We start from the raw sequence: 22,040 nt of genomic DNA on the forward strand, positions 1-22,040 counted from the left end.
TGTGTACGCGGCCCGCTCTTTTTTTGGAAGTCTGGATGTGTGTGCACGGCCACCGGCAAAAGCTTAAAAAGTAACCCTCTCAATCCGGGGTAGAGCAGGAAAAAGGAGGTTACGATGATGAAGGTTCAGAAGGGAGACGTCATAAGGCTTCACTACACCGGAAAGGTCAAGGAGACCGGCGAGGTCTTTGACACCACCTACGAGGAGGTTGCCAAGGAAGCCGGAATCTACAACGAGAACGGTATTTACGGCCCGGTTCCGATAGCCGTCGGCGCCGGTCACGTCCTCGGCGGCCTCGATGAGCAGCTTGAGGGCCTCGAGGTCGGGAAGAAGTACGAGATAATCGTTCCACCCGAGAAGGGTTTTGGAAAGCGCGACCCCAAGCTCATAAAGACCTTCACCCTCGGTCAGTTCAGGAGGCAGGGCATCTACCCGTTCCCGGGAATGCCGGTTGAGATAGAGACCGAGAGCGGCAGGAAGCTCAAGGGCCGCGTCCTCACCGTCAGCGGCGGCCGCGTGAGGGTTGATTTCAACCACCCCTACGCCGGCAAGCACCTCATCTACGAGGCAGAGGTTGTTGAGAAGATTGAGGATCCGATAGAGAAGGTCAAGGCCCTGATAGAGCTCCGCATGCCGATGGTGGATACCGAGAAGGTCATCATCGAGGTCGGTGAGAAGGACGTCACCGTGGACTTCAGCAACGCCGGACTTGACAGGAACACCCTCGTCCTCGGCGAGATACTCCTCGAGAGCGACCTCAAGTTCATCGGCTACGAGGAGGTCAACTTCAAGCCTGGTGTTGACGAGCTCCTCAAGCCGCCCGAGGAGAAGGGTGAGGAAGTTGTGGAGCTCGAGGAAGAGGTCAGCGAGCCCCTCGTTGAGAAGACCGAGGAGAATGAAGAGGCCGAAGAAAAGGAGAAGGGAGAGGCAAAGGAGACAGAGGAACCCTCCAGTGAGAATGCTGAGGAGGCAGAGACGGCCGAGAAGAAGACCAAGAAGAAGACCACCAGGAAGAGCACCTCCAGAAAGAGCACCAAGGGCAGGAAGACCCGGAGAACGACGACCAGGAAGACCACCAGCAAGAAGAAGACCAAGGCTGCCGAGGAGAAGAAGGGCGAGTCCAAGGAGGAGTGAAAAGCTTTTATTCTTCTCCCCCAACTTTTCTCCATGAAATTCAGACGCAACCCGTACGTTCTCTACGCACTCTCGATACCATTTATCCTCGCAGTCCGCTACAGCGGCGGCGGGCTCTTCCTCTGGGCAGGTTACAACGTCCTGTTCTACTTTGTCCTCCCCCTGATCCTGGCGTATGCCCTCGGCTTCGAGCGGCGGGAGCTGGGAGTTCAGAAGGGCAGGCTTTCCGAGTACAGGTGGGCCCTCTTCCTTTTCATCGCCACAATTCCGCTGAGCCTCTACGGCACGACTATTCCGTCGATGAAGGCGTACTACCCTATATTCAAATACTCGGGACCGCTTGATTTCATCGTCAAGGAGCTGGCCGTTGGAGCCATAATGTTCGCCCACGAGGCGTTTTACAGGGGAATAATACTCTTCCCCCTTGCAAAGAGGAACGAGTGGCTCGGAATTCTGGCACAGGATGTTCCCTACGCCCTCGTCCACTTTGGAAAGCCAGGCATAGAGGTTCCCTATTCGTTCGTGGCGGGGATAGTCTTCGCCAATCTCGACCTTCGGGCCGGGAGCTTTCTCCCCAGCTTCCTCCTTCACTGGCTCGGCTCGGTGCTCTTCGACGTCCTGTGTGTCCTCCTGTAGGTTGGAGGGCGAAATGGCTATTAGGGATGGGTCCCAAGAAACCTTATGCTCGGCGCCGAAGTGTACCTGAAGGGCCGGTACTGGGAGGTTGACCTCCTGCGCGGTATCGGAATAATGATGATGGTGGTCTCAAACTTTGTCACAGACCTCTGGCTCTTTCTCAACTACTCCGGGCACCGTACGTTCTGGTTTTCCTTCGCGATTGCCACCGCCTCGATATTCGTCTTCACATCGGGCCTCTCATTCAGGATAAGCTATTCCCGAGCGGTAAAGAGAAACCCCCAACCCTACCGGAAGTATTTCCGGCGCTTTCTCAAGCTCTTTGGCCTTGGTATGCTCATAACCCTCGTCACCTCAATTCTCCCGGGCGAAATGACGATTCACTTTGGAATCCTCCACTTCCTCGGCGTGGCCACCCTGCTGGCTGTTCCTTTCTATCGCTTTGGTAGGAAGAACGTCTTTTGGGCCTTCTTTTTCCTCTTCGGCCACCTCCTGGTAAGGAACCTCCACGACGGCCTCTGGCTCCTCCCCCTGGGCATCACGCCAGAGAATTACTTCGCCCCCGATTACTTCCCGATTTTCCCCTGGTTTGGGGTGCACCTCCTGGGAATGGCCGCGGGGAGTGTTTTCTACCCTGGAGGAACAAGAAAAATGCACCTTTCCCTGCCGCAGAGTCCCGCGATCCACTTCATAACCTTCGCGGGCAGGCACACCCTGGCAATCTACCTGCTCCACCAGCCGGTTCTCGTGGGCCTGCTGAGGCTTATCCACGGACCTATTTCGGGGCTTCCAATCTAACCGGAAAATTTAAAAGGCTTATTCCAACTTCAAATCGTATGAGAGTGGAAATCAGAGCCGTGCCAGAAGATAACGACCCAAAGGAGTGCATAAAGAAGGTCGCACTGGAGGCCCTCGTGGACGAGGCGACAAGGGACGAGAGCGATTTCGTGGGAAAGCTCTTCTCACCGGGCCTGGGCTACCGGCTTAGGGAATGTGCCAGGCCGAAGGCAGAGGTCGAGTTCTCCCTCGGGAGATGGGCGGTCGCGAATGGCAGGGCCGATTACCTCGGCTTCGTTGAGGGCCTGCTCTGCCTCCTAGCGTGGATCGACGGGAGGTTCAGAGGCGCGCAGGAGATAGCCAACATCACCGGCGTGAAGCTCTCTGGTAGGGTTAGGGGCGGCATGCTCGTTCACGAGTTCGGCACTAGGGATGGGGCGGCCTTTGAGGTTAAGGACGGCTCGCTAGTTGCGGTTGGAGACGGCGACAGAAGGGAAGTCCAGGTCAGCGAGGTGCGGAAGGAGATAAGGGACTTTCTCCTCGGACCGTTTCCGTGGGATATGGAAGAGCTGTGGGAAAGATACTCCTCCGCGGGGCTGGGGAGGGAGTTCCTGCGCAATACGGCCCCAGTCAGGCTTCTCCTCAAGGTGGTCGGCTATGGAGGTAAACTGGAAGTTCGGGACTGACAGGGAAGCGCTCCTTTATAATCTCAAGGAACTTATGGAGAGCGGGGACATGGAATATTACCGCTCATCGATTCTACAGGATAAGGACTACCTCGTGATTAGCAGAGAAGTCCCCATCTTCTCGGCAGACTGCAGCATTCTGAGTGCCATCGAGGAGCTGGCGGCCTTCAATTTCTCCCTCCTTGGAATTAGCGGCCCTGTCGAACCGATCGAACTCCGGACGGGGCGCGTTGATGATTCACCATACCTCGGCGCCCTCACAGGGGGAAACCTCGAGCCGTTCTTCGACGAGCACCCCCTGCTTGGTCTCGGCTCCTACGACCCCTTCATAGACCTTCACCTCGCCTCAGACGGTGAAAGAATCCACGTCCTCTCGCTGGAATGGTACGGCCCGCACCAGTGGGTGTACGATGAGGTTCCGGTTGATGAGTGGTTCGACGGCACGGTTAGATTCATCGCGATGGCAGTCAGGGACATGGAGGCGATGAGGGAAACCCTCCTCCGCTTCGGCTACTCAAACTACCCTAGGACCCTCGGCCGGGCCAAAGCTCTACTGCGCCTCCTGCTCGACGCCCACCCGATCGACATCGACGCCTTGCCTCCCGCTTACGCCCCGTGGGAGGTGGAAGAAATCTCCCGGCTCACCTCCATGCTTCTGGCCAGGAACAACGTTGATGGTGCGCTGGCGGTAATCTCGACCCTCAGGAATCCAAACCATTTCCTCACGGCGGTCTTTGAGATAGGCTCCGACGTGCCTTTCAACGTGGTGGAGGAGTTTTACCGTCACCTTCCAGCCAGTTATGGGGAGAAGGCACTGGCCCATCTAGTTTACAGGATTACCTGGGGAGGACTCTACGACAGCGGACTGGAACTGGCCAGGGAGCTTGGAAGCGATGAGGCGTACCATTCCGCCGCCATAGCGCTGGTTCACTCCGGACTGCACGAGGCCGCTCTGAGAACGGCGGAAAGAATCGAAAACCGGTGGCGCAGGGGAGAGGTTCTCCTCAAAATCTATCTCGAGCGGCCGGAGCTGGCCGGGGAAATAAAGGAGAAGGCGCCGGAGCACGTGAGGGTCTTCATCGAGGAGAGGGAGAAAGGAGAACCCTGACCCTCTCCACCACCTCCCGCGCGTCCCTTCCGAAGACCAGAACCATCGGCTCCTTGCCCCAGTCGCCAAGGTGATATATCACGTCGGGCCTTTTTTCTGCCCTTCTTACGGCAGTCTCTATTCCCCACTCCATCGTTCCCCTCTCGGCTCTCTTTACATCCTCCGGCTCCTCCCGCCTGTTGTAGAAGGAAACCGCTAGGCCGAGCTTTTTGGCCCGCTCTATCAGCCCTTCCGAATAGCGCAGGTTCAGGACGGCTCTAACCTCTGGATAGAACTCTCGCATCTTAAGCAAAGCCCTCCTCAGGTGGTCGCTGGCGTTCAATTCGACCGGCCCGACGGGCTTTATCGTTTTTTCGTAGCGGACGATTCTGCCCTTCACCGCGAAGACCTCTCCAAGGGGAGTTGTTAGGGCGAAGTTGGTTCCCACCTCGGGAACGTGGGGGTTAAGTCTTTCACCAAGCTTCACGAGCTCTTCAACGGCCTTTTCAAGCTCCTCCCTTGCTCTAAAGCGGTGGGCATCCCTCTGGAGCTCCCAGAGTGGATTGACGGCCCTCGCTTCGGCTTTTGAGAACCGTATGGAGTTTTCGACGAAGCGCTTGGCCCTTTCTACAGCTTTAGGAAGCTCAAGGCCCTTCGTCAGAAAAGCGGCCAAAGCCGAGGAGAAGGCACAGCCCGTTCCGTGGGTGAAGCTATCAACTTTTCTTCCCTTAAATTCGAAGAACTCCCCGTTCCAGTGGAGGAGGTCGGTTAGGTCCAGGTGCCCGCCTTTGACTATCACCGCCTCTGCTCCAAGCTCCTCGGCGATGGCCTTTGCTGATTCCTTCATGTCCTCGAGGGAGTGGATTTTAAGACCGCTTAGAGCTTCGGCCTCCGGGACGTTTGGGGTAACTATTGAGCCCTTCACGAGGACCTTGAGCGACTCGAGGTCGTCAATGAGCCTCTCACCGGTGCTCGAAGCCATCACCGGATCGAAGACCCTCTTTAAGTCCTCCGTCTCCTTGGCGACGACCTTGGCTATCTCCCCGCTCCCAAGCATGCCCACTTTGACTGCCTTAATATCGAAGTGCCCCCTAACGGCCCGTATCTCCTCCCTCACGACCTCCGCTGGAAGGGAAAAATAGCCGGAAACCTTCTCGGGGTTCTGGTAGGTAACCGAAGTGAGAACCGGGAGCGGGTGCTCCCCTAAAGCCGAGACCGTCTCGATGTCCGCTTTTAGACCCGCTCCACCGCCGGTGTCGAGGCCGGCTACAATCAAAACGGCCATTCCATCACCTCAGCTTTTCGAGAATTTCGAAGGCCGCTTTCCTCCCGCTGAGGAACATTCCGCCGAATATCGGTCCCATTCTCGGCGCTCCGGCTATCGCGTTCGCGGCCATTCCGGTGACGTAGAGACCTAGGAAGATTTCCCTCGTATGCTCAACGGTCAGCTCTTCCCCCTTCTCTGCCCACATCGGGCCCTCCCCGGGAACCTCAATGAGGCCCCTCTTAACGAGGTGCTGACTTATCTGCGCACCGTGACCCGTTGAATCGATTACAAACTTCGCCTCGACGGTGAGCGGGTCCACGTGGAGGCCCGTCATGAGAACCGGCGTCCAGTTGATCACTATCCCGGCCACGCGGTCGTTTTTAACCACTAAGTCCTCGACCTCGACCATGTTGAATATCTTTACCCCGGCCTTCACCGCCTTGCTCGCTATCGTCGTTGCCGTCTCGATTGCATCTGCCACGTAGAGGCCTTTTCCGAAGGGCTTGTACGTTATCCCGAACTCGTCGAGGATTTCCCTCGCTTCCTCCTGCACGACTATTTTGTTGAAGCCCATCGCGCCGCCCCAGATTCCGCCGCCGATTGAGAGCTTCTTCTCGAATATCGCGACCTTCGCCCCGTTCTTGGCGAGGTAATAACCTGCCACCATTCCGGAGGGGCCTGCACCTACTATCGCTACATCAAGGCTTAAGCTCTCGAGAAGCTCCCCCGTGTAGGCCTCGATTATCGCCCTGCTTATCTCCATCTCCCTAAGCATCGCAACCACCCAAAACCTTTTAAGCCGCGGTAAAAACTAAGTTTTGAAATTTAAAAACTTTGTTATAAACGGGTTTTAAAACCGGGTGATGGGAATGACCCAGCTTGAGGAAGCAAAGCGGGGCGTAATCACGGAGGAGATGAAGTTCATCGCCGAGAGGGAAGGTATAGACCCCGAAAAGCTCAGGAGGAGCGTGGCCAAAGGACACACCGTCATCTTCCGCAACGTCCGCCACGACTGGGTGAAGCCGGTAGCTGTCGGGGAAGCTGTCCGCGTTAAAATCAACGCCAACATCGGCACCTCCCGCGACATTATAGACGTCGAGGCCGAGATAGAGAAGGCTAAGGTGGCCATAAGATACGGGGCAGACACCATAATGGACCTCTCCACCGGCGGTGACCTCGATGAAATAAGAAAGCGCATAATGCACGCCGTTGATGTGCCAATCGGCACCGTTCCAATCTACCAGGCCGCCGAGGAGATGCTAGCAAAGGGGAAGGCCATCATCGAGATGACCGAGGACGACATGTGGAGGGCCGTTGAGAAGCACTTCAAAGATGGAGTTGATTACACCACTATTCACGTTGGAGTAACCAGGGAAGTCGTCGAGAAGATGAAGCGGGTAAAGAGAGTTGTCGGCATGGTCTCGCGCGGAGGAACATTTTTGGCGGCATGGATACTTCACTGGGGCGAGGAGAACCCCTTCTACAGGGACTACGACTACCTCCTTGATCTGGCCAAGGAGTACGACGTCGTTCTCAGCCTCGGCGACGGGTTAAGACCGGGTGGACTTCCAGATGCCGGCGATGAGCTTCAAATAGCGGAACTCTACACCCTCGGGAGGCTCGTGAAGCACGCGAGGGAAGCCGGCGTTCAGACGATGGTCGAGGGGCCGGGCCACGTCCCGATTGACCAGATTCCGGCCCAGGTGAAGCTCGCCAAGGTTGCAACGGACAACGCGCCCTTCTACGTCCTCGGCCCGCTCGTCACGGATATCTTCCCGGGCTACGACCACATCACGGCGGCCATAGGCGGGGCGATAGCCGCTTTAAACGGCGCGGACTTCCTCTGCTACGTAACGCCGGCGGAGCACCTTGGACTGCCAACGGTGGAGCACGTGAGGGAGGGCGTGATTGCAGCAAGGATAGCAGCCCATGCGGTAAACCTGACGCGCTTCGAGGCGGACTTCAGGAAGGACTACCTCATGAGCGTCGCGAGGGGCAGGCTCGACTGGGCAAAGCAGTTCGAGCTGAGCGGGGACAGGGACAGGTTCATCGAGATAAGGAAGGAGAGGCCTACAAAGACCGAGGCCTGCTCGATGTGCGGTGACCTCTGCGCGATAAAGCTCATCAACGACATGCTGAGGAAGGGTGAGGCCGAGTGAGGCTCATCTACCGCGGCAAAACGAAGGACGTTTACGAGGATGGCCCGTATCTAGTCTTTTACTTCAAGGACTCCCTGCTGGGCGAAGACGGCAGAGAGGACACGGGTGGCAACGAGGTGATAGGCGAGAGACCAGGCAAGGGGAGTGCAGTTCTCGGGCAGACGGAGTTCTTCTTCAGCCTGCTGGAAAGGAACGGGATAAGGACCCACTTCGTCGAGCGGATTGACGAGCGGAGGGCGCGCTTTCTGAAGGCAGAGAGGATTCCGCTGGAGACTATATACCGCTTTAAGGCTTACGGAAGCTTCCTCAGGAGATACAGAGGCTGGGTGAAGTCCCTCCAAGAGCTGGGAATAGTTGAGTTCACCCTCAAGGACGACTCGCTCGGCGACCCCCTCATAACCGAAGAAGCAATATCACGGCTCGGTATAGCGAGCGAAGGGGAGCTGGAGAAAATGAAGGAGGTAACGAAAAGGGTCGCCGAAATCCTGGAGGAGTTCTTCTCCGCAAAGGGGCTTGAGCTAATAGACTTCAAGCTGGAGTTCGGCAGGCTGAATGGAGAGCTTCTGGTGATAGACGAGCTCAGCGGCGACACGATGCGCGTTATGAAGGGTGGAAGGCTTTTGAGCCAGGAAGAGCTCCTGGAGGTGGTAGAATGATAATCTCCACCATAGCTTCCCATTCCTCACTTCAGATACTCCTGGGGGCAAAGAGAGAGGGCTTCAGAACGAGGCTCTACGTCAAACCGGGCAGAAAGGCTTTCTATTCCTCCATCCCGCTTGTCGATGAAATCGTCGTAACGGAAAACATGAGGGAAGTACTCGGTGATGACGGCATCATCGTACCCCACGGCTCTTTCGTGGCATACCTTGGCATAGAGGCCATCGAGAAAGCAAGGGCTAAGTTCTTCGGCAACAAGCGTTTCCTCAAGTGGGAGACGACCTTTGAACTGCAGGATAAGGCCCTCGACGAGGCAGGGATTCCGATGGTTGAAGTCATCGAGCCCGAAGAGGCTAAGCCAGACGAGCTTTACTTTGTCCGCCTTGAGGGACCGAGGGGCGGAAGCGGGCACTTCTTGGCTTACGGTTATGAACTGGAGGAGAAGACCAAAGGCCTGAGCGAACCCTACAGGATTGAACGCTTCACAGACGGCGTTTACCTCTACGTCCACTTCTTCTATTCGCCGATTTCAAACCGTTTGGAGCTCTTTGGCGTTGATGAGCGCCTGGTCATCGCGGACGCAAACAAGAGGCGGCCCTTCAGGACCCTCCCATACACCATAGCAGGAAACAAGGCCGTAGCGCTGAGAGAGTCGCTCATTCCAGTGCTCTACGATTACGGATTGGCCTTCGTCGAGGCCATGGAGGAGCTTGAACCTCCCGGCATCATAGGTCCCTTCGCCCTCCACTTCGCCTACAATGGTGAATTCCGCTGCATAGGCTTCGCCTCGCGCATAGACGGCGGCAGCAATGCCAAACACTGGTACTCGGCCCTCTACTGGGAGAGGTCGATGCTCATGGGCGAGAGGATAGCGCGCGAGATTAAGTTCGCCCTCGAGGAGGACCGCCTTAAGGAGGTGGTAACTTGACGTACACGGGTAGAACTCTGGGAATTGGCCTGATGAACGGCGAGCCCTTCGCCTTTTATTTGCTCTGCTCCCGCTCCTTCCCGAAGAGAAAGGCCATCTTTAAAGGGAGGGCAGTTTACATCGAGAACATGACGGAGACGGACAACCCCTACGTCAGCTACCCCGTGGTGAGGCTCCTCGATGACTATGCCGTCGTCACCAACGGCCTCCAGACGGACTTTATCGCTCAAACCCTTGAGTGGGAGAGCCCGAGGAAAGCCCTGGTTCATGTCCTGGATGCACTCGACTACGAGCGCGATTCCTACTCAACTCCGAGAATAGCTGGGATAGTTGAACACGGAAACGGTAAGGGCTGGCTGGGCTTCGCCGGCAGGGATGAGTTCTGGGTCAAATCGCTGGAGCTTAAAGATGGGAAGGCCTTCGTAACGGCAACCTACAACCTTAGCTTTGCTGAACTTGACTTTCCAGCCTTTGAGAGCGCTGAGGAGCTTGCCGAGAAGGCCATAGAGTTGCCCTTCGAGAAGAAGGTTCTGGCGATTGGGGTCGCGGCGGAGAAAAAGGGGTGGGGGCTGGCAGTCAGCCCCTAACCGAAAAGGCCTCCTCCAGCTCCCCCTCAAGCGGCTCTGCCCTGGTGGCGAGGCTCACGAGCACCATCACCACGGCCGACACCAGCGCCCCGCTGACGTAGATGTACTCCCAGTACTGGAAGGACACGACACCGGTTATTCCGAGCACCGCGGTCAGGGAACCTGCTGCCATACCCGCCAGAGCGCCCTCTTTCGTGGCCCGTCTCCAGTAAATGCCGAGCACGAGGGGTATGAAGACGCCGGAGGTATACACGTCGTAGGAGTATATCAGCAGCTCCACGATTCCCTGGATGGTGAGCGCCGCTGCCAGGGACAGCAGGCCGATGGCGACAGTGGTTATCACCGAAAGGTTCAGCAGCTTCTTTTCGTCGGCTTCGGGATTGATGAAGCTGGCGTATATGTCCCTCACCACGTGGGATGTTGCCGCTGATAGTAGGGAATCGGCGGTGCTCATCACCGCGGCCAGAACGGCCGCCACGAAGATTGCCCCCACGCCGTTCCCGAAAACTGTGATGACCAGCGCGGGCACGGCGGTCTTCGGTGAGTTTATTATTGACTCCGGGTTGCCTGAGAGAGCTATAGCGAGCATGCCTGCAAGTGCCGGCAGGAAAGAGAGTGCCATAAGCAGAGCACCGGCGTATATCGCGCCCCTCCTTGCTGTCTTCTCGTCCTTCGCTGCGAACAGCCTCTGATAAAAGTCCTGGCCAATGAGGGTGTACATTACCGTGGCCAGGAGCGTCAGGGCCAGGAGAGATACTCCCAGCGAGGTGAGGCTGAAGTAGCTTGAGGCCGGCTGGGGAAGGCCTTGGATGCCCTCCAGTGCACCCCTCAGACCGGTTATTCCCCCCACCTTTATGAGGCCGAGAACCACGGCCACGAAGATTCCAACGCTTCCGATGATTACCTGAACGAAATCCGTAAGTGCCACCGCCCACAGTCCTGAAAAGGCAGTGTAGGCTATGAAGACCAGCGTCGCAAGCACCGCTCCAGCCGTGCCGGGCAGTCCAATCGCCTCGAAGATCGCCGAGGCTGCCCAGACCTGTGCCCCCAGTATGCCAACGAGCGCCAGGAGCGACAGCAGGGCGGCGAGTAAACGGATGGTCTTGCTCCTATAACGCATCTCCAGAACGTCCGGCACGGTGTAAAGTGCCAGCGTGCGCATGGGCCTTGCAAGGGTCAGACCGAGAACCAGAAGCCCCAGGCCACAGGCGAAGCCGTACCAAATTCCACCTAACCCATACGTTGCTCCCCAGCTAGCTCCGCCCAGGATGAAAGCCACCACCATAGTGAGTGGCTGCAAGGGTTCCTACGCTGAGTCCCAGTCCCAGCCTTCTTCCGGCAAGCAGGAAGTCGACCGAGGTTCTGATATACTTCCGCGCGTACGCTGATATCGCTAGCATCGCTCCCATGTAAACCGCTATTGTCGTCCATATCACGTCCATTTCCGACACCTCGATGCGACGGTCGAGAAAGATCCCGTCCCAATATAACTTTTTTCCATGAAATCATGTAACAATGGCGAAATGGACAACTTACTTGCGGCTATTTCTGTCGTTCTGACACATTACAGTTCGAGTTTCACCGATACCCTTATTAGCGTTAAGGCTGTCATCTTAATGGTGGTTTTCATGGAAGACACTCACGCATGGATGGAGAACCTCGAAGATGAGCGGGTTATCAGGCTCGTTGAGGAGGAGAACAAGCGCTTCAGGGAGTTCATTGGGGAGCTGAGCGATGAACTGTTCCCGGAGGTATGGGAGTACTATTCGATGCCGGCCCTCTACGGCGCAAAGCTCACCGATAAGGGCACCATAGCGATGTACAAGGAGAGGGAAAGACAGCTCATCAGATGGCTCGGTGGAGAGGTCATAGTCGACTCCACGGCCCTTGAGGAGGAGCTCAACGACGAGGTTCTGCTCCAGGGCTTCACAGCCGATGAAAAGGGAAGGTTCCTGGCTTACAGCTTCTCGATAGGTGGGGCAGACGAGGGGATAACGAGAATCGTAGACCTCAAAACCGGAAGGCTCGTCGACGAGATGAAGCCCTCGGTCTGGAACGTGACCTTTCTTGGGGACGGCTACTACTTTTCCCGCTTCTACCGGCACGGTGAAACGCCCGATGGCGTTAAGGCTCCAGCGGTGAGGCTCTTCTGGAAGGACGGCAGTGGAGAGAGAATGGTCTTCGGGGAGGGTCTCGGCTCCGGCTACTTCATCTCGCTGAGGAAGAGCACCGACGGAAAGACTGCGATGGTAACCGTGACCTTCGGCTGGAACAGGGCGGAGATATACGTCGGGCCGATTGAGGAGCCGGGAATGTGGAAGAAGGCCTATTCGGCGGAGGTGCCTGCGGAGCCGATTGACGTGATCGACGGAAAGCTCTACGTCCTCACGAGGGAAGGAAAGGGCCTCGGAAAGGTTATAACGGTAGAAGACGGCGAAGTTACCGAGATCATCCCTGAAGGGGAATTCCCGCTGGAGTGGGCGATCATCGTGGACGGCAAAATCCTCACCGGCAGGCTCGTCCACGCGAGCCACCGGCTTGAGGTCTACTCGCTCGATGGAGAAAAGCTTGACGAAGTAACTTTTGACCTCCCGGGAAGCGTCTATCCACTCGACACCGACGGGAAGAGAGCTTTACTCCGCTACGAGAGCTTCACGGTTCCGTACAGGCTCTACGGGTTTGACGGGAAGCTCAACCTCATAGAGGGGCAAGAAGTTGAAGGGGACTTCAGGGTCGAGGAGGACTTTGCCGTCTCCAAAGACGGGACGAGGGTTCACTACTTCCTCGTTAAGGGAACCAGAGATGAGAAGAAGGCGTGGGTCTTCGGCTACGGCGGCTTCAACATTTCACTGACGCCCCGCTTCTTTCCTCAAGCGATACCCTTCATAAAGCGCGGCGGAACCTTCGCCATGGCCAACCTCCGCGGCGGTTCCGAGTACGGCGAGGAGTGGCACAGGGCAGGAATGAGGGAGAACAAAGGGAACGTCTTCGATGACTTCATAGCGGTTCTCGGCAAGCTCAAGGCAGAAGGCTATAGAGTTGCCGCATGGGGCAGGAGCAACGGTGGGCTTCTGGTCTCGGCAACGCTCGTCCAGCGGCCGGACGTGATGGACGCGGCGCTGATAGGCTATCCCGTCATAGATATGATGCGCTTCCACAAGCTCTACATCGGAAGCGTCTGGATTCCCGAGTACGGAAACCCCGACGACCCAGAGGACAGGGAGTTTCTGCTGAAGTACAGTCCCTACCACAACGTGAAAAAGCAAAAGTATCCGCCGACGCTCATCTACACCGGTCTCCACGACGACCGCGTGCATCCCGCCCATGCTCTTAAGTTCTTTGCCAGGATGAAGGAAGTCAGTAAAGATGTTTACCTCCGCGTGGAGACGAAGAGCGGCCACATGGGTGCCTCGCCGGAAACGAGGGCGAGGGAGCTGACCGACCTCGTGGCCTTTGTGGTTAAGATGCTGTGGCTCTAACATCTTTTTTCTTTTCCACCAAAAAATGTCCGCTGAACTTCGTTCTTCGGGGGACCGTGCCTCGAAAAGTTCTTATATTTGGGGCGATAACTAACGTTTGGGGTAGACCATGGATATATCAAAAATCTCAACGGGAATCCCTGGCCTGGACTCCATGCTTCAGGGAGGGCTTATACCCGGCAGAGTCTATCTTGTCAAAGGGGCTCCTGGAACCGGTAAGACCACCCTAGCCATGCACTTTGCAATGGCAGGCGTTGCCAATGGTGAAAACGTCCTCTACGTTACCCTGGAGGAGCCCGCCGAAAACCTGAAGGTGGATATGACCCGTATGGGCTTTAATCTCCGCGATCCGCGGTTTACTCTCATCGATGCGACCCCTACGGCAGAGCGCTACGTACTGATAAGCGACTTCTTTGAGGAGTTCGCGGCGAACATCGAGAAAATGGCGGACGCCATCAAACGCCAGTTCCAGGAGAGACGTTATACCAGAATAGTCATAGACCCCATCACAATGCTCAAGATGACCGCAACGAAAGAGACGGAGTACCGCAAGGCGTTCCTGAGCTTCGTTAAAAGCATGATACGGTTAAAAACCACAGTTCTGCTCACCTCCGAACTGGAAAGGACGGATATAGAGGAGTACCTTGTGAACGGGGTTATCGAGCTTAAAGTGTTTGAAGTGGGCGGCAGGCTCTCGAGGGGAATACGGATAACCAAGCTCAGAGGTAGTGGTTTCGACGACGCAATCCGACAGTACGAGATAACCGACCATGGTATGGTCGTGTATCACGACCGTATGGTATCTCTGCCGTGAGCATTAAAAGCCACCGCCTGTCGATTAAACATCCGCTTTAATCATTTCGAAAGCTATTTCTGGTGGCAAGCGTGCAGGAGGATATTGGGGCGCTGAGGGGGCCATAGAGGAGTTCAACAGACCTCACGGAAGCGAGGCCACGGCGAGGGTGCTGGAGGTTCGGGGGGACGAGATCATCATCGAGTTCTCCGGTTCCTTCTGTGCTACATGCGGGCTGTACGACTACTTCGACGACATAAAGTGGGAGGCTATGGACCTCGGCCTGAAAATCGAGCCCGTGGATGTTTTGGAGGCCGATGAAGACGAGTTCGAGCGTGGCAGGTATGTAGTGAGGTACAGGATTGGAAAATCCCCTCCTTAGAACTCCCGGATAAAGATTAAAAGCCCCCCACCGGAATCCCCAACATGAACCCGCTCATCTCTGGTCTCGTCGTCATCTTCCTCTGGGACGGCTACTTCTTCTTCAATTACATAACTAGCCTTTTCAGGAATTACAGAATTATGGAATGGAAGCCCAGGGTCTCCATAATAATCCCCGCCTACAACGAAGGGGAGAGAGTTCTCAGGGCCATAAAGTCGGCCCTTGCCCAGGATTACCGGGACTTTGAAGTCATAGTGGTCGACGATGGAAGCGAGGACAACACTTTTGAGATCGCTTCCTCGGTCAAGAGCGCCAGGTTGAAGGTTTACAGGGTGGAACACGGAGGAAAGGCCAAAGCTTTAAACTTCGGCCTCTCGAAGGCTTCCGGCGAGGTTATAGTAACGACCGACGCCGACAGTTATCTTGAACCTGATGCCGTGGGAGAGCTGGTGAGACGCTTCTACTCCGATGAAGTCCTCGGCGTTGGCGGCCAGGTCCGCGTCGCCGGAAGCTCTTTTCTTGAGATGGTGCAGGACGCCGAGCACCTCAGGATAGCGATGTTCCGCAGGGCAAAGGAGCTGGACGACCTGAGCCTAGCTCCGGGCCCGATAGCGGCCTTCCGCAGGGGGGCCCTTGAGAGGATAGGCGGCTTCGTTGAGGATATAGTTGAGGACTACGCCACGACGAAGGCCGTTAAGGAGTTTGGGAAGGTTGTTTACGCTCCCCGCGCGAGGGTCTGGACTGAGATGCCAAAGAGCCCAAGGATCCTTTGGAGACAGAGAAAGCGCTGGTTTCTCGGCGACCTGAAGAACCTCGGCGGCGGTTTCACCAAGGACCTGGCCTTTCTGCTCCTCTCCGATGTTGTGGCGTTTTTCGATGTGATCGTTCCTCCTCTTCTCCTCATCACCGGACAGCTTGAGCTCTTCGCCCTGTGGTGGTTCTTCGAGACCTTCACGATGCTTTTACCGACTCTCTTCGAGGGCGGTAGGCTGATAAACGCGCTCCTGTTTCCGGTTATAGTCTGGTTCTGGGCGGCCTTTTACCTAGCGCTCCACGTTTACGGCTATCTCTCGGTGCTCCTCCGGAATGCATGAGGCAATATGAGGCGAAACCCTTTTAAATGCTCACTTCAGTACTCCATAGACTATATAGATTATGGGGCAACAAATAGACTATAGTGATAACGATGATAATCCCGACGGCTCTCTTCATGGCGTGGGCGATAGGTGCGAACGACAGTGCAAAGGCCGTTGGAACTGCCGTTGGCTCAGGGGTTATCAGCTTCAAACGGGCCGTGCTGCTCATAGGTATCTTCACAACGCTCGGCGTTATCATCGGTGGTTCCAGCGTTTCTGGAACGGTCAGCGGACTGGCCGAGGGAATGTCCGCGGTTGAGGTCGGTCTCGTCCTCTTCAGCGCCGCCTCCGCTGTAACCCTCGCGAGCCTCTGGGGAAGGCCAATCTCAACGACCCAGTCCATAATAGGCGGCCTCGTTGGGGCTTCCCTTGCCCTTGGACTGCCAGTCGACTGGTGGACCGTTGGAAAAATAGCCTCGGCGTGGGTTCTCTCACCGATCGTCGCCGCGCTCTTCGCGGTGGCCGTCTACCGTCTCTATAAGCCCATGGTGAGGAGGATAAAATGCCTAAGAAACCTTGAACTGACCCAGAAGTGGCTCGTCTTCACGGCGGCGGCTTTTTCAGCCTTCAACCTTGGTGCCAACGAGCTCTCCAACGTCGCCGGACTGATGGAGAGCCTGGGAATCAACGGCCCCTTCAGACTGGTTCTGGCCATTACCCTCGCCCTGGGAGCGCTGACATTCAGCTACGAGGTGATGATGACGGTCGGAAGGGACATCTCACCCCTCGGGCCAACGTCGGCCTTTTCAAGCCAGTTCGGTGCATCTTTAGCAGTGAGCGCGGCCAACCTCATCGGCCTGCCCGTCAGCTCGGGCCAGGCCATAGTGGGAGCCATAAGTGGCCTCGGACTCTACAAGGGTGAGCATGTGAACATCAAACTCCTCGTGGGAATCGTGAAGGGCTGGGTAATAGCCCCGGTTTTTGCGGGAACCATAGCGTACCTTCTCATCACGTTCTTAGCTTAGGCTTTTAAACCCCCCGCCGAAGGTCTCAGAGGTGTTGAGAGATGGTCGAGTTTAAGTTTGAGGTAAAGGCGAGAGACGCCGCGGGAAGGATTGGGAAGTTGACCGTTAACGGAAAAACGATAGAGACTCCAGCTATAATGCCGGTCATCAACCCGAAGCAGCTTATAGTGACGCCAAGGGAACTCAAGGAAATGGGCTTTGGAATGATAATCACCAACTCCTACATCATCTACAAGACGCCCGAACTCAGGGAGAATGCCCTTGAGCTTGGAATCCACGGGCTCCTCGATTACGACGGTATCATCGAGGTCGATTCAGGCTCCTTCCAGCTCATGCGCTACGGCGGCGTGGACGTTACGAACAGGGAGATTATCGAGTTCCAGGAGAGGATAGGCGTCGATATAGGCACCTTCCTCGACATTCCGACCCCACCGGATGCACCGAGAGAGAAGGCCGAGGAGGACCTCAGGGTGACCCTTGAAAGGGCAAAGGAAGCCGAGGAAGTCAAGAACATCGCGATGAACGCGGCAGTTCAGGGATCCACCTATCCAGACCTGAGAACCTATGCCGCCAAAAAGCTCAGCGAGATGGACTTTGAGATTCATCCCATCGGCGCTGTAGTTCCGCTCATGGAGAGCTACCGATATAAAGACCTTGTTGATGTCGTTATTGCTTCAAAGCAGGGGCTCAGGCCCGACAGGCCGGTTCATCTGTTCGGCGCAGGTCACCCGATGATTTTTGCTTTAGCGGTCGCTATGGGGATTGACCTCTTCGATTCCGCGAGCTACGCCCTCTACGCGAAGGACGACCGCTACCTGACGCCCGAAGGCACCAAAAGGCTGGAAGAGCTCGAATACTTTCCCTGCTCCTGTCCGGTGTGCTCACGCTACACGCCTCAAGAGCTTCGCGAGATGCCGAAGGAAGAGAGGACGAGGCTTCTGGCTCTCCACAACCTCTGGGTAATCCGCGAGGAGCTCAACCGGGTCAAGCAGGCGATAAAGGAGGGAACCCTCTGGGAGCTCGTGGACGAGAGAGCTCGCTCACACCCGAAGCTTTACGCTGCTTACAAGAGACTGCTGGAGTACAGGGACTACCTCGAAAAGAACGAGCCGGTGACCAAGGCGAGTGCCTTCTTCAAGGTGAGCGAGGAAGCTATGAGCTGGCCGATCGCCCAGCGCGCTAAGGAGAGGGCAGAGCGCGTTAAGAGCAAGTTCCCTGAGACAATAGAACACCCTATATTCGGAGAGATACCTAGGTACCTCGGCTTAACCTACCCCTTCGCCCAGAGCGAGGGCGAGGAAGAATTCACCATAACCAAGCCCGCCAGGGGAGAAGCAAGGAGCTATGTTATGGCCATAGCGGAATACCAGTTCGGAGAAGGGGCCGGCGAGGCGTTCAGAGATGCCTTCGTCGAGCTGTCAAGAAAGACCGGAATGCCGAGGCAGATAAAGGCCAATGGCAAGCACCTTGCGACCTTTAGAGCGGAGGACGGTCTGTTAACCCTCGGCATCGAGGGTGCCAGAAGGCTACGTGAGATACTGCCGTTCCCGAGGATGCGCGTTGTGGTCAACGAAGATGCAGACCCCTTCGCACGGAAGGGCAAGAACGTCTTCGCCAAGTTCGTGGTCGATGCAGACCCGGATATAAGGCCCTACGACGAGGTTCTGGTGGTAAACGAGCGCGATGAGCTTCTCGCGACCGGACAGACCCTTCTCAACGGCGAGGAACTGAAGGTCTTCCAGAGCGGTTTAGCCGTGAAGGTTCGCAGGGGCGTTGAGAAGTAGAAAATTTTATAACGTCCCTCTCTTCTCCTATTTCGGGCGGGCCCGTGGTCTAGATGGTTATGACGCCACCCTTACAAGGTGGAGGTCCGGGGTTCGAATCCCCGCGGGCCCACCATAGAAACTTTTCTGGCGAAAAGTTTCATCAAAGTTCGTAGCTCCTTCTCGAAGTACAAGTTCCTGAGGGTTTCTTAATAATTAAAAGCATTGTTTTGAGTGAGAACCTATCCAAAGATTCAGCGTAAAGGTTTTAGTCATGGAAAAAAACGCCCGTAGGCGTTAAAAGAAAGTAAACCCATTTCAATGGATTTTTTAAAGTGTTCTCCGCTTAAAAACTTTGCAGTTGGAGCATAAAATCTCACTCGCATGGCGTTCTTTGCGAGGAGCTACAAACTTTTGGTGAAGCTTTTCCAAAACTCGGATACACGCCCAGGGGGCATTAGTGTGAGGGCTCAGACTATCCTGTGATAGTTGTACACCGGATTTGGATATTCAGGTTGCATTTTAAGGGCCGAAACTTTCTTATAGTTCTCTGTAACAACACATGTGGACTTCCTTAAATTGGTTGGGGGGTCTTCACATGTCCAAGAAAGATCTCCATTACCTTATTACACGAATCATCAACCCATACTTGAATTGGATTGTTGCTTCTTTGCGTTCTAGCAATCGCGTCTTATATGGTCGTGATGGTTATACCCGCATCCACTGGATGGATCATACTTTAAGCGACACGTTTGCCTCAGAGCTTGAAGAGTGGAGAAATAATCTCTGGTATAGCTATCGAGAGAATTTTCTTGAGCGTGGTACCGAGATTCTAGATTCTCTTCTTGAAATTATGATCCGGATTGAAGCTAAACTTCCTGACAGCGACAGCAAGGGTAGGGTAATATCCAATCTGTGGGAGATGGCCGAGAAAGTAGAGGCTTATCTCGGACTCAAGGGCTATGTAGAGTCAAAGAAAGAGTACTTCAGCAACAAGGTAGTTGAAATTAGGAGGCGAGATGAGGAACTCAGACAAAAACTGGAAGAACAGAAGAAAAAAGAGGATATTGGTGTTAAAGTGAACAAAAGGTCAATCAGGAAGTCCATTTCTGAGCCAGAAAGAAAAATTTACCCTGCCACTAATAAAAGAACCTTTCCCGCAACATCCTCACAAGAAAAGCCTAAGAAAAAGCGAAAATGGAAACGCCCTTGGAAAAAGTTCTTTGGATTCATATTGGTGTTTTTGGTATTAGTTACCCTCTACGATCTTAGTCATACTAATGGGCAACTTGTGCGACAGGCTATTCCTGACGATATTGAGGCTAAGATTTTGGGGTTTTGGGACACAGCAAAGAACTCCACTGAAGAAGTGCCCTCCGTAAAGTCGCTGGCATCCACTGCAGTTGCGTGCTCTAATGTGGATTATTCGTTGGAGGCTGCGTTGGAATGTTACCTCAACGATCCGAATGAGTTTCAAGCCTTAGAACCTCTGGCATTTCAACTAAAGAGCTCGACTCTGCAGGAGAGCGCGTGGAATATCTTGGAGTGGGAGGATCAACACATTCAATACGATTGGGCAAAATACCGTGGTTTGAGGTCAACTAAGATACAGAAGCCTTCTGAGACTATTCAGCGTGGCTCGGGGGTTTGCGTGGATTACGCTGTCCTGACTGCAGGTCTGCTCTTGGCAATGAACTATTCTCCGGTATACGTATTTGAAATTGACTTCTCAAACGATCCGATGGGACATGCAACTACTGCGATAAAAATTAATGGGCAGTTCTTTATGATAGACCAGCACCCCCCAATAATGGATTTGGGGACGTATTGGAAGTATTGGGCCTATTGGCGCAGCGAGTACTCTGACAGAACATTGAGGAATTTGATAATATCCTCTGCAAAGGTCTATGAGGCGAGATTGGAGTCTGGAAAAGTTGTTGTTGACTACGTAGGAACTCTGACTGGTGAGGAATTCAAGAAATACGATTATACTTTCTCAGGGGCTGATTTAACAAGGCTTATCTCAGATTTAAGGGCAAAGTTCATCAGAAAGTTCCCAAACTTGCAATTGGACTCAAAGATTTCTAACCTTGATATTGCTACGTCTTTGCCGTATGGTTACTCTGATGGAGTTACATGGAAAACTACGTTTCCAGATTTCACAGAGCACTACACTCCTCTATTCCACGACGAGTTCGTTGATTACATCTATTCCCAGATAATCGACAGCAAGGAGATTGTTTCTGACTTGAGAACCTACAACAGGTTTTGGGTTAAAGGGCAGGTAGAGGGGGGTAATATGAAGGTAATCCTATGCTTAGCCAAAAAGTAGCGGGGGTACAACCGTTCCATTTTGTTCTCTGTTTTATCATGTCGCCCTCTTATCCTCCTCCGGGAACTTCCAGTTTCTGGTTATTTTCGTCACGTTTCTCACGAGGGCCTTCTCCTCCGGGTGCCTTGAGACGAGCTCCTCAAGAAATGAGATGAGCTCGTCGTAGGCCGGCTTGTCTATCGGGAAAGGCACTCTATCTTTCCCCCCGACGGCGTAGGTGAACTTGAAGGGGTCGGGTGGATGCGTTACGGGGTCTTTCCAGCTCGGGTGGACGTCGTAGACCAGCTCAAGGACGAGCGAAAGAGCGCGTAAAGTGCTCGGGCCGAGGCCCTTCAACAGCAAAAACTCCTCGTAGTTGCTCACACTAAGCTCGCGGGCAAACTCTAATGCCCTCTTGTTCAGCTCAAATCTTCCCATACTTTCGTAGCGCCTTAGGATGGAAACCTCATTGACGTTGCGGGGCTTGTAGTAAACGAGCGGGCGGTAGCCTTTTGCGAGCGCTTTCAGACTCTCAAGCTCGCGCTCTATTTTAACCGGATTCTCTTGAACCACGTTGAGGAGCGTTTTCTGGTATTCTTTGGCTTCCTTTGAGACGGTGTTGAGGGCGAACTCTCTCCTGAGCCCGGAGATGGCCTTGTGGGGGTCGAGGGTGAAGGTCTCAGCGTCAAACCAGTGGAAGCGCCTCGCCATCCTCTCCCTCTCGTTCATGCCCTGCTGTATCACCGCCCAGTTACCCTCTTCATCGAGAAGGAAGACGTGGTGGTAGAGCCCGTAGCCGGTCTGGAGCGCAACCGTGTCGACTTTGGCCACTAGCCTGGATGTCCTCACATAAGGCTCGGGGTCGAGGTCGTAGAGTTCCGCTATCCTCTTCAGCTCATCTGGTGTGGCGCGGCTCTTCTTCCCCTTGCCCCCAGCGGCTTTAACCCCAAGCTCCTCCCTCCAGAGGGCGTCCTTTATCATGCCCGCCGTTACGGTTGTCGAGCCAGAGGAGTCCCAGTCCATCCCGATGACGTTGTTGAAGGCCTGGAACCAGACCGGGTCAGATAGCCTCTCAAGGAGGCCCTTCGTTCCGTACTCCTCAACCGCTAAAATTAACACTAACCTTGTGAGCTTTCTCATCCTCTGCGCCAGCCACGCTGGGACGCGGCCGCCGTGGAGGGGCAGATGGGCTACGTTCCTCATCGAAGTTATATACCTGTCCGGAGTTTTAACCCTTATCCCCGTAGAATTTTCATAATTTTGGGCAACAGTACGCAGAATCATCAGGAAAAA

Annotated in this window: 21 protein-coding genes and 1 tRNA gene; 17 read left to right on the forward strand and 5 right to left on the reverse strand. The window is 55.0% G+C overall.

Translation table 11 applies throughout. From position 1 onward, the window contains the following. Window positions 1–114: 114 nt before the first annotated feature. The 5 genes from TIRI35C_RS04960 to TIRI35C_RS04980 are packed head-to-tail and all read left to right on the forward strand — an operon-like array spanning window position 115 to window position 4,341. A complete protein-coding gene (locus tag TIRI35C_RS04960) occupies window positions 115–1,134 on the forward strand; it encodes an FKBP-type peptidyl-prolyl cis-trans isomerase (RefSeq protein WP_188201973.1) in 1,020 nt (339 codons plus the stop codon). 33 nt (window positions 1,135–1,167) lie between these two features. Next, window positions 1,168–1,770: a CPBP family archaeomyxosortase MrtA gene (gene mrtA / locus TIRI35C_RS04965; RefSeq protein WP_188201974.1), complete on the forward strand. Its 603-nt coding sequence runs from the start codon at window positions 1,168–1,170 to the stop codon at window positions 1,768–1,770. Between the two features lie 45 nt (window positions 1,771–1,815). Continuing rightward, window positions 1,816–2,568, forward strand: coding sequence for a heparan-alpha-glucosaminide N-acetyltransferase (locus TIRI35C_RS04970; protein ID WP_188201975.1), 753 nt, complete (start codon window positions 1,816–1,818; stop codon window positions 2,566–2,568). A gap of 38 nt (window positions 2,569–2,606) precedes the next feature. Further along, complete coding sequence (locus TIRI35C_RS04975; protein WP_188201976.1) at window positions 2,607–3,233, forward strand: hypothetical protein; 627 nt, start codon at window positions 2,607–2,609, stop codon at window positions 3,231–3,233. Beyond that, complete coding sequence (locus TIRI35C_RS04980) at window positions 3,205–4,341, forward strand: hypothetical protein (RefSeq protein ID WP_188201977.1); 1,137 nt, start codon at window positions 3,205–3,207, stop codon at window positions 4,339–4,341. Before TIRI35C_RS04975 ends, TIRI35C_RS04980 begins: the two co-directional genes overlap by 29 nt. Here TIRI35C_RS04980 and thiD read toward each other — a convergent pair. Together thiD and TIRI35C_RS04990 are read right to left on the reverse strand one after the other, a co-directional pair. After that, a complete protein-coding gene (gene thiD, locus TIRI35C_RS04985; protein WP_188201978.1) occupies window positions 4,310–5,605 on the reverse strand; it encodes a bifunctional hydroxymethylpyrimidine kinase/phosphomethylpyrimidine kinase in 1,296 nt (431 codons plus the stop codon). The genes TIRI35C_RS04980 and thiD overlap by 32 nt on opposite strands. A gap of 4 nt (window positions 5,606–5,609) precedes the next feature. Further along, window positions 5,610–6,362 (reverse strand): sulfide-dependent adenosine diphosphate thiazole synthase, encoded by a 753-nt coding sequence (locus TIRI35C_RS04990; protein ID WP_188201979.1) that lies wholly within the window; start codon window positions 6,360–6,362, stop codon window positions 5,610–5,612. Window positions 6,363–6,456: 94 nt separating this feature from the next. Between TIRI35C_RS04990 and thiC the strand changes: the two genes are divergently transcribed. The 4 genes from thiC to TIRI35C_RS05010 are packed head-to-tail and all read left to right on the forward strand — an operon-like array spanning window position 6,457 to window position 9,918. After that, complete coding sequence (thiC, locus tag TIRI35C_RS04995) at window positions 6,457–7,746, forward strand: phosphomethylpyrimidine synthase ThiC (protein ID WP_188203040.1); 1,290 nt, start codon at window positions 6,457–6,459, stop codon at window positions 7,744–7,746. Beyond that, on the forward strand, window positions 7,743–8,402 hold the full coding sequence (locus tag TIRI35C_RS05000) for a phosphoribosylaminoimidazolesuccinocarboxamide synthase (RefSeq protein ID WP_188201980.1): 660 nt from the start codon (window positions 7,743–7,745) through the stop codon (window positions 8,400–8,402). Before thiC ends, TIRI35C_RS05000 begins: the two co-directional genes overlap by 4 nt. Continuing rightward, on the forward strand, window positions 8,399–9,331 hold the full coding sequence (locus TIRI35C_RS05005; RefSeq protein WP_188201981.1) for a formate--phosphoribosylaminoimidazolecarboxamide ligase: 933 nt from the start codon (window positions 8,399–8,401) through the stop codon (window positions 9,329–9,331). Before TIRI35C_RS05000 ends, TIRI35C_RS05005 begins: the two co-directional genes overlap by 4 nt. Beyond that, window positions 9,328–9,918 (forward strand): IMP cyclohydrolase, encoded by a 591-nt coding sequence (locus TIRI35C_RS05010; protein WP_188201982.1) that lies wholly within the window; start codon window positions 9,328–9,330, stop codon window positions 9,916–9,918. The genes TIRI35C_RS05005 and TIRI35C_RS05010 overlap by 4 nt, the downstream gene beginning before the upstream one ends. Here the strand turns inward: TIRI35C_RS05010 and TIRI35C_RS05015 are convergent. Then, window positions 9,908–11,203, reverse strand: a complete 1,296-nt coding sequence (locus tag TIRI35C_RS05015; protein WP_188201983.1) for a sodium:solute symporter family protein — start codon at window positions 11,201–11,203, stop codon at window positions 9,908–9,910. The two genes, TIRI35C_RS05010 and TIRI35C_RS05015, sit on opposite strands and share 11 nt — an antisense overlap. Further along, window positions 11,172–11,360: a hypothetical protein gene (locus tag TIRI35C_RS05020; RefSeq protein ID WP_188201984.1), complete on the reverse strand. Its 189-nt coding sequence runs from the start codon at window positions 11,358–11,360 to the stop codon at window positions 11,172–11,174. Before TIRI35C_RS05020 ends, TIRI35C_RS05015 begins: the two co-directional genes overlap by 32 nt. 186 nt (window positions 11,361–11,546) lie before the next feature. On the opposite strand from TIRI35C_RS05020, the gene TIRI35C_RS05025 reads away from it, so the two are divergent. The 8 genes from TIRI35C_RS05025 to TIRI35C_RS05060 all read left to right on the forward strand — a co-directional run bounded on the left by TIRI35C_RS05025 (window position 11,547) and on the right by TIRI35C_RS05060 (window position 20,768). Then, window positions 11,547–13,397 (forward strand): prolyl oligopeptidase family serine peptidase, encoded by a 1,851-nt coding sequence (locus TIRI35C_RS05025; RefSeq protein WP_188203041.1) that lies wholly within the window; start codon window positions 11,547–11,549, stop codon window positions 13,395–13,397. 109 nt (window positions 13,398–13,506) lie between these two features. Further along, window positions 13,507–14,211 carry an RAD55 family ATPase gene (locus TIRI35C_RS05030; protein ID WP_188201985.1) on the forward strand — a complete coding sequence of 235 codons (705 nt, stop codon included), beginning with the start codon at window positions 13,507–13,509 and terminating at the stop codon, window positions 14,209–14,211. 55 nt (window positions 14,212–14,266) lie between these two features. Next, window positions 14,267–14,572 carry a hypothetical protein gene (locus TIRI35C_RS05035; RefSeq protein ID WP_394354778.1) on the forward strand — a complete coding sequence of 102 codons (306 nt, stop codon included), beginning with the start codon at window positions 14,267–14,269 and terminating at the stop codon, window positions 14,570–14,572. A 44-nt stretch (window positions 14,573–14,616) separates the two neighbouring features. Beyond that, window positions 14,617–15,666, forward strand: a complete 1,050-nt coding sequence (locus tag TIRI35C_RS05040) for a glycosyltransferase (protein ID WP_188201986.1) — start codon at window positions 14,617–14,619, stop codon at window positions 15,664–15,666. A 92-nt stretch (window positions 15,667–15,758) separates the two neighbouring features. After that, window positions 15,759–16,673 carry an inorganic phosphate transporter gene (locus TIRI35C_RS05045; RefSeq protein ID WP_246454787.1) on the forward strand — a complete coding sequence of 305 codons (915 nt, stop codon included), beginning with the start codon at window positions 15,759–15,761 and terminating at the stop codon, window positions 16,671–16,673. 41 nt (window positions 16,674–16,714) lie between these two features. Continuing rightward, window positions 16,715–18,457: a tRNA guanosine(15) transglycosylase TgtA gene (gene tgtA / locus TIRI35C_RS05050; RefSeq protein WP_188201987.1), complete on the forward strand. Its 1,743-nt coding sequence runs from the start codon at window positions 16,715–16,717 to the stop codon at window positions 18,455–18,457. Window positions 18,458–18,495: 38 nt separating this feature from the next. Next, window positions 18,496–18,572, forward strand: a tRNA-Val gene (locus TIRI35C_RS05055). A 462-nt stretch (window positions 18,573–19,034) separates the two neighbouring features. Then, complete coding sequence (locus TIRI35C_RS05060) at window positions 19,035–20,768, forward strand: transglutaminase-like domain-containing protein (protein ID WP_188201988.1); 1,734 nt, start codon at window positions 19,035–19,037, stop codon at window positions 20,766–20,768. Between the two features lie 36 nt (window positions 20,769–20,804). Here the strand turns inward: TIRI35C_RS05060 and TIRI35C_RS05065 are convergent, their stop codons facing one another. Further along, a complete protein-coding gene (locus tag TIRI35C_RS05065; RefSeq protein ID WP_188201989.1) occupies window positions 20,805–21,950 on the reverse strand; it encodes a DUF763 domain-containing protein in 1,146 nt (381 codons plus the stop codon). Window positions 21,951–22,040 lie beyond the last annotated feature (90 nt).

Source organism: Thermococcus camini, assembly GCF_904067545.1.
Taxonomy (GTDB): domain Archaea; phylum Methanobacteriota_B; class Thermococci; order Thermococcales; family Thermococcaceae; genus Thermococcus; species Thermococcus camini.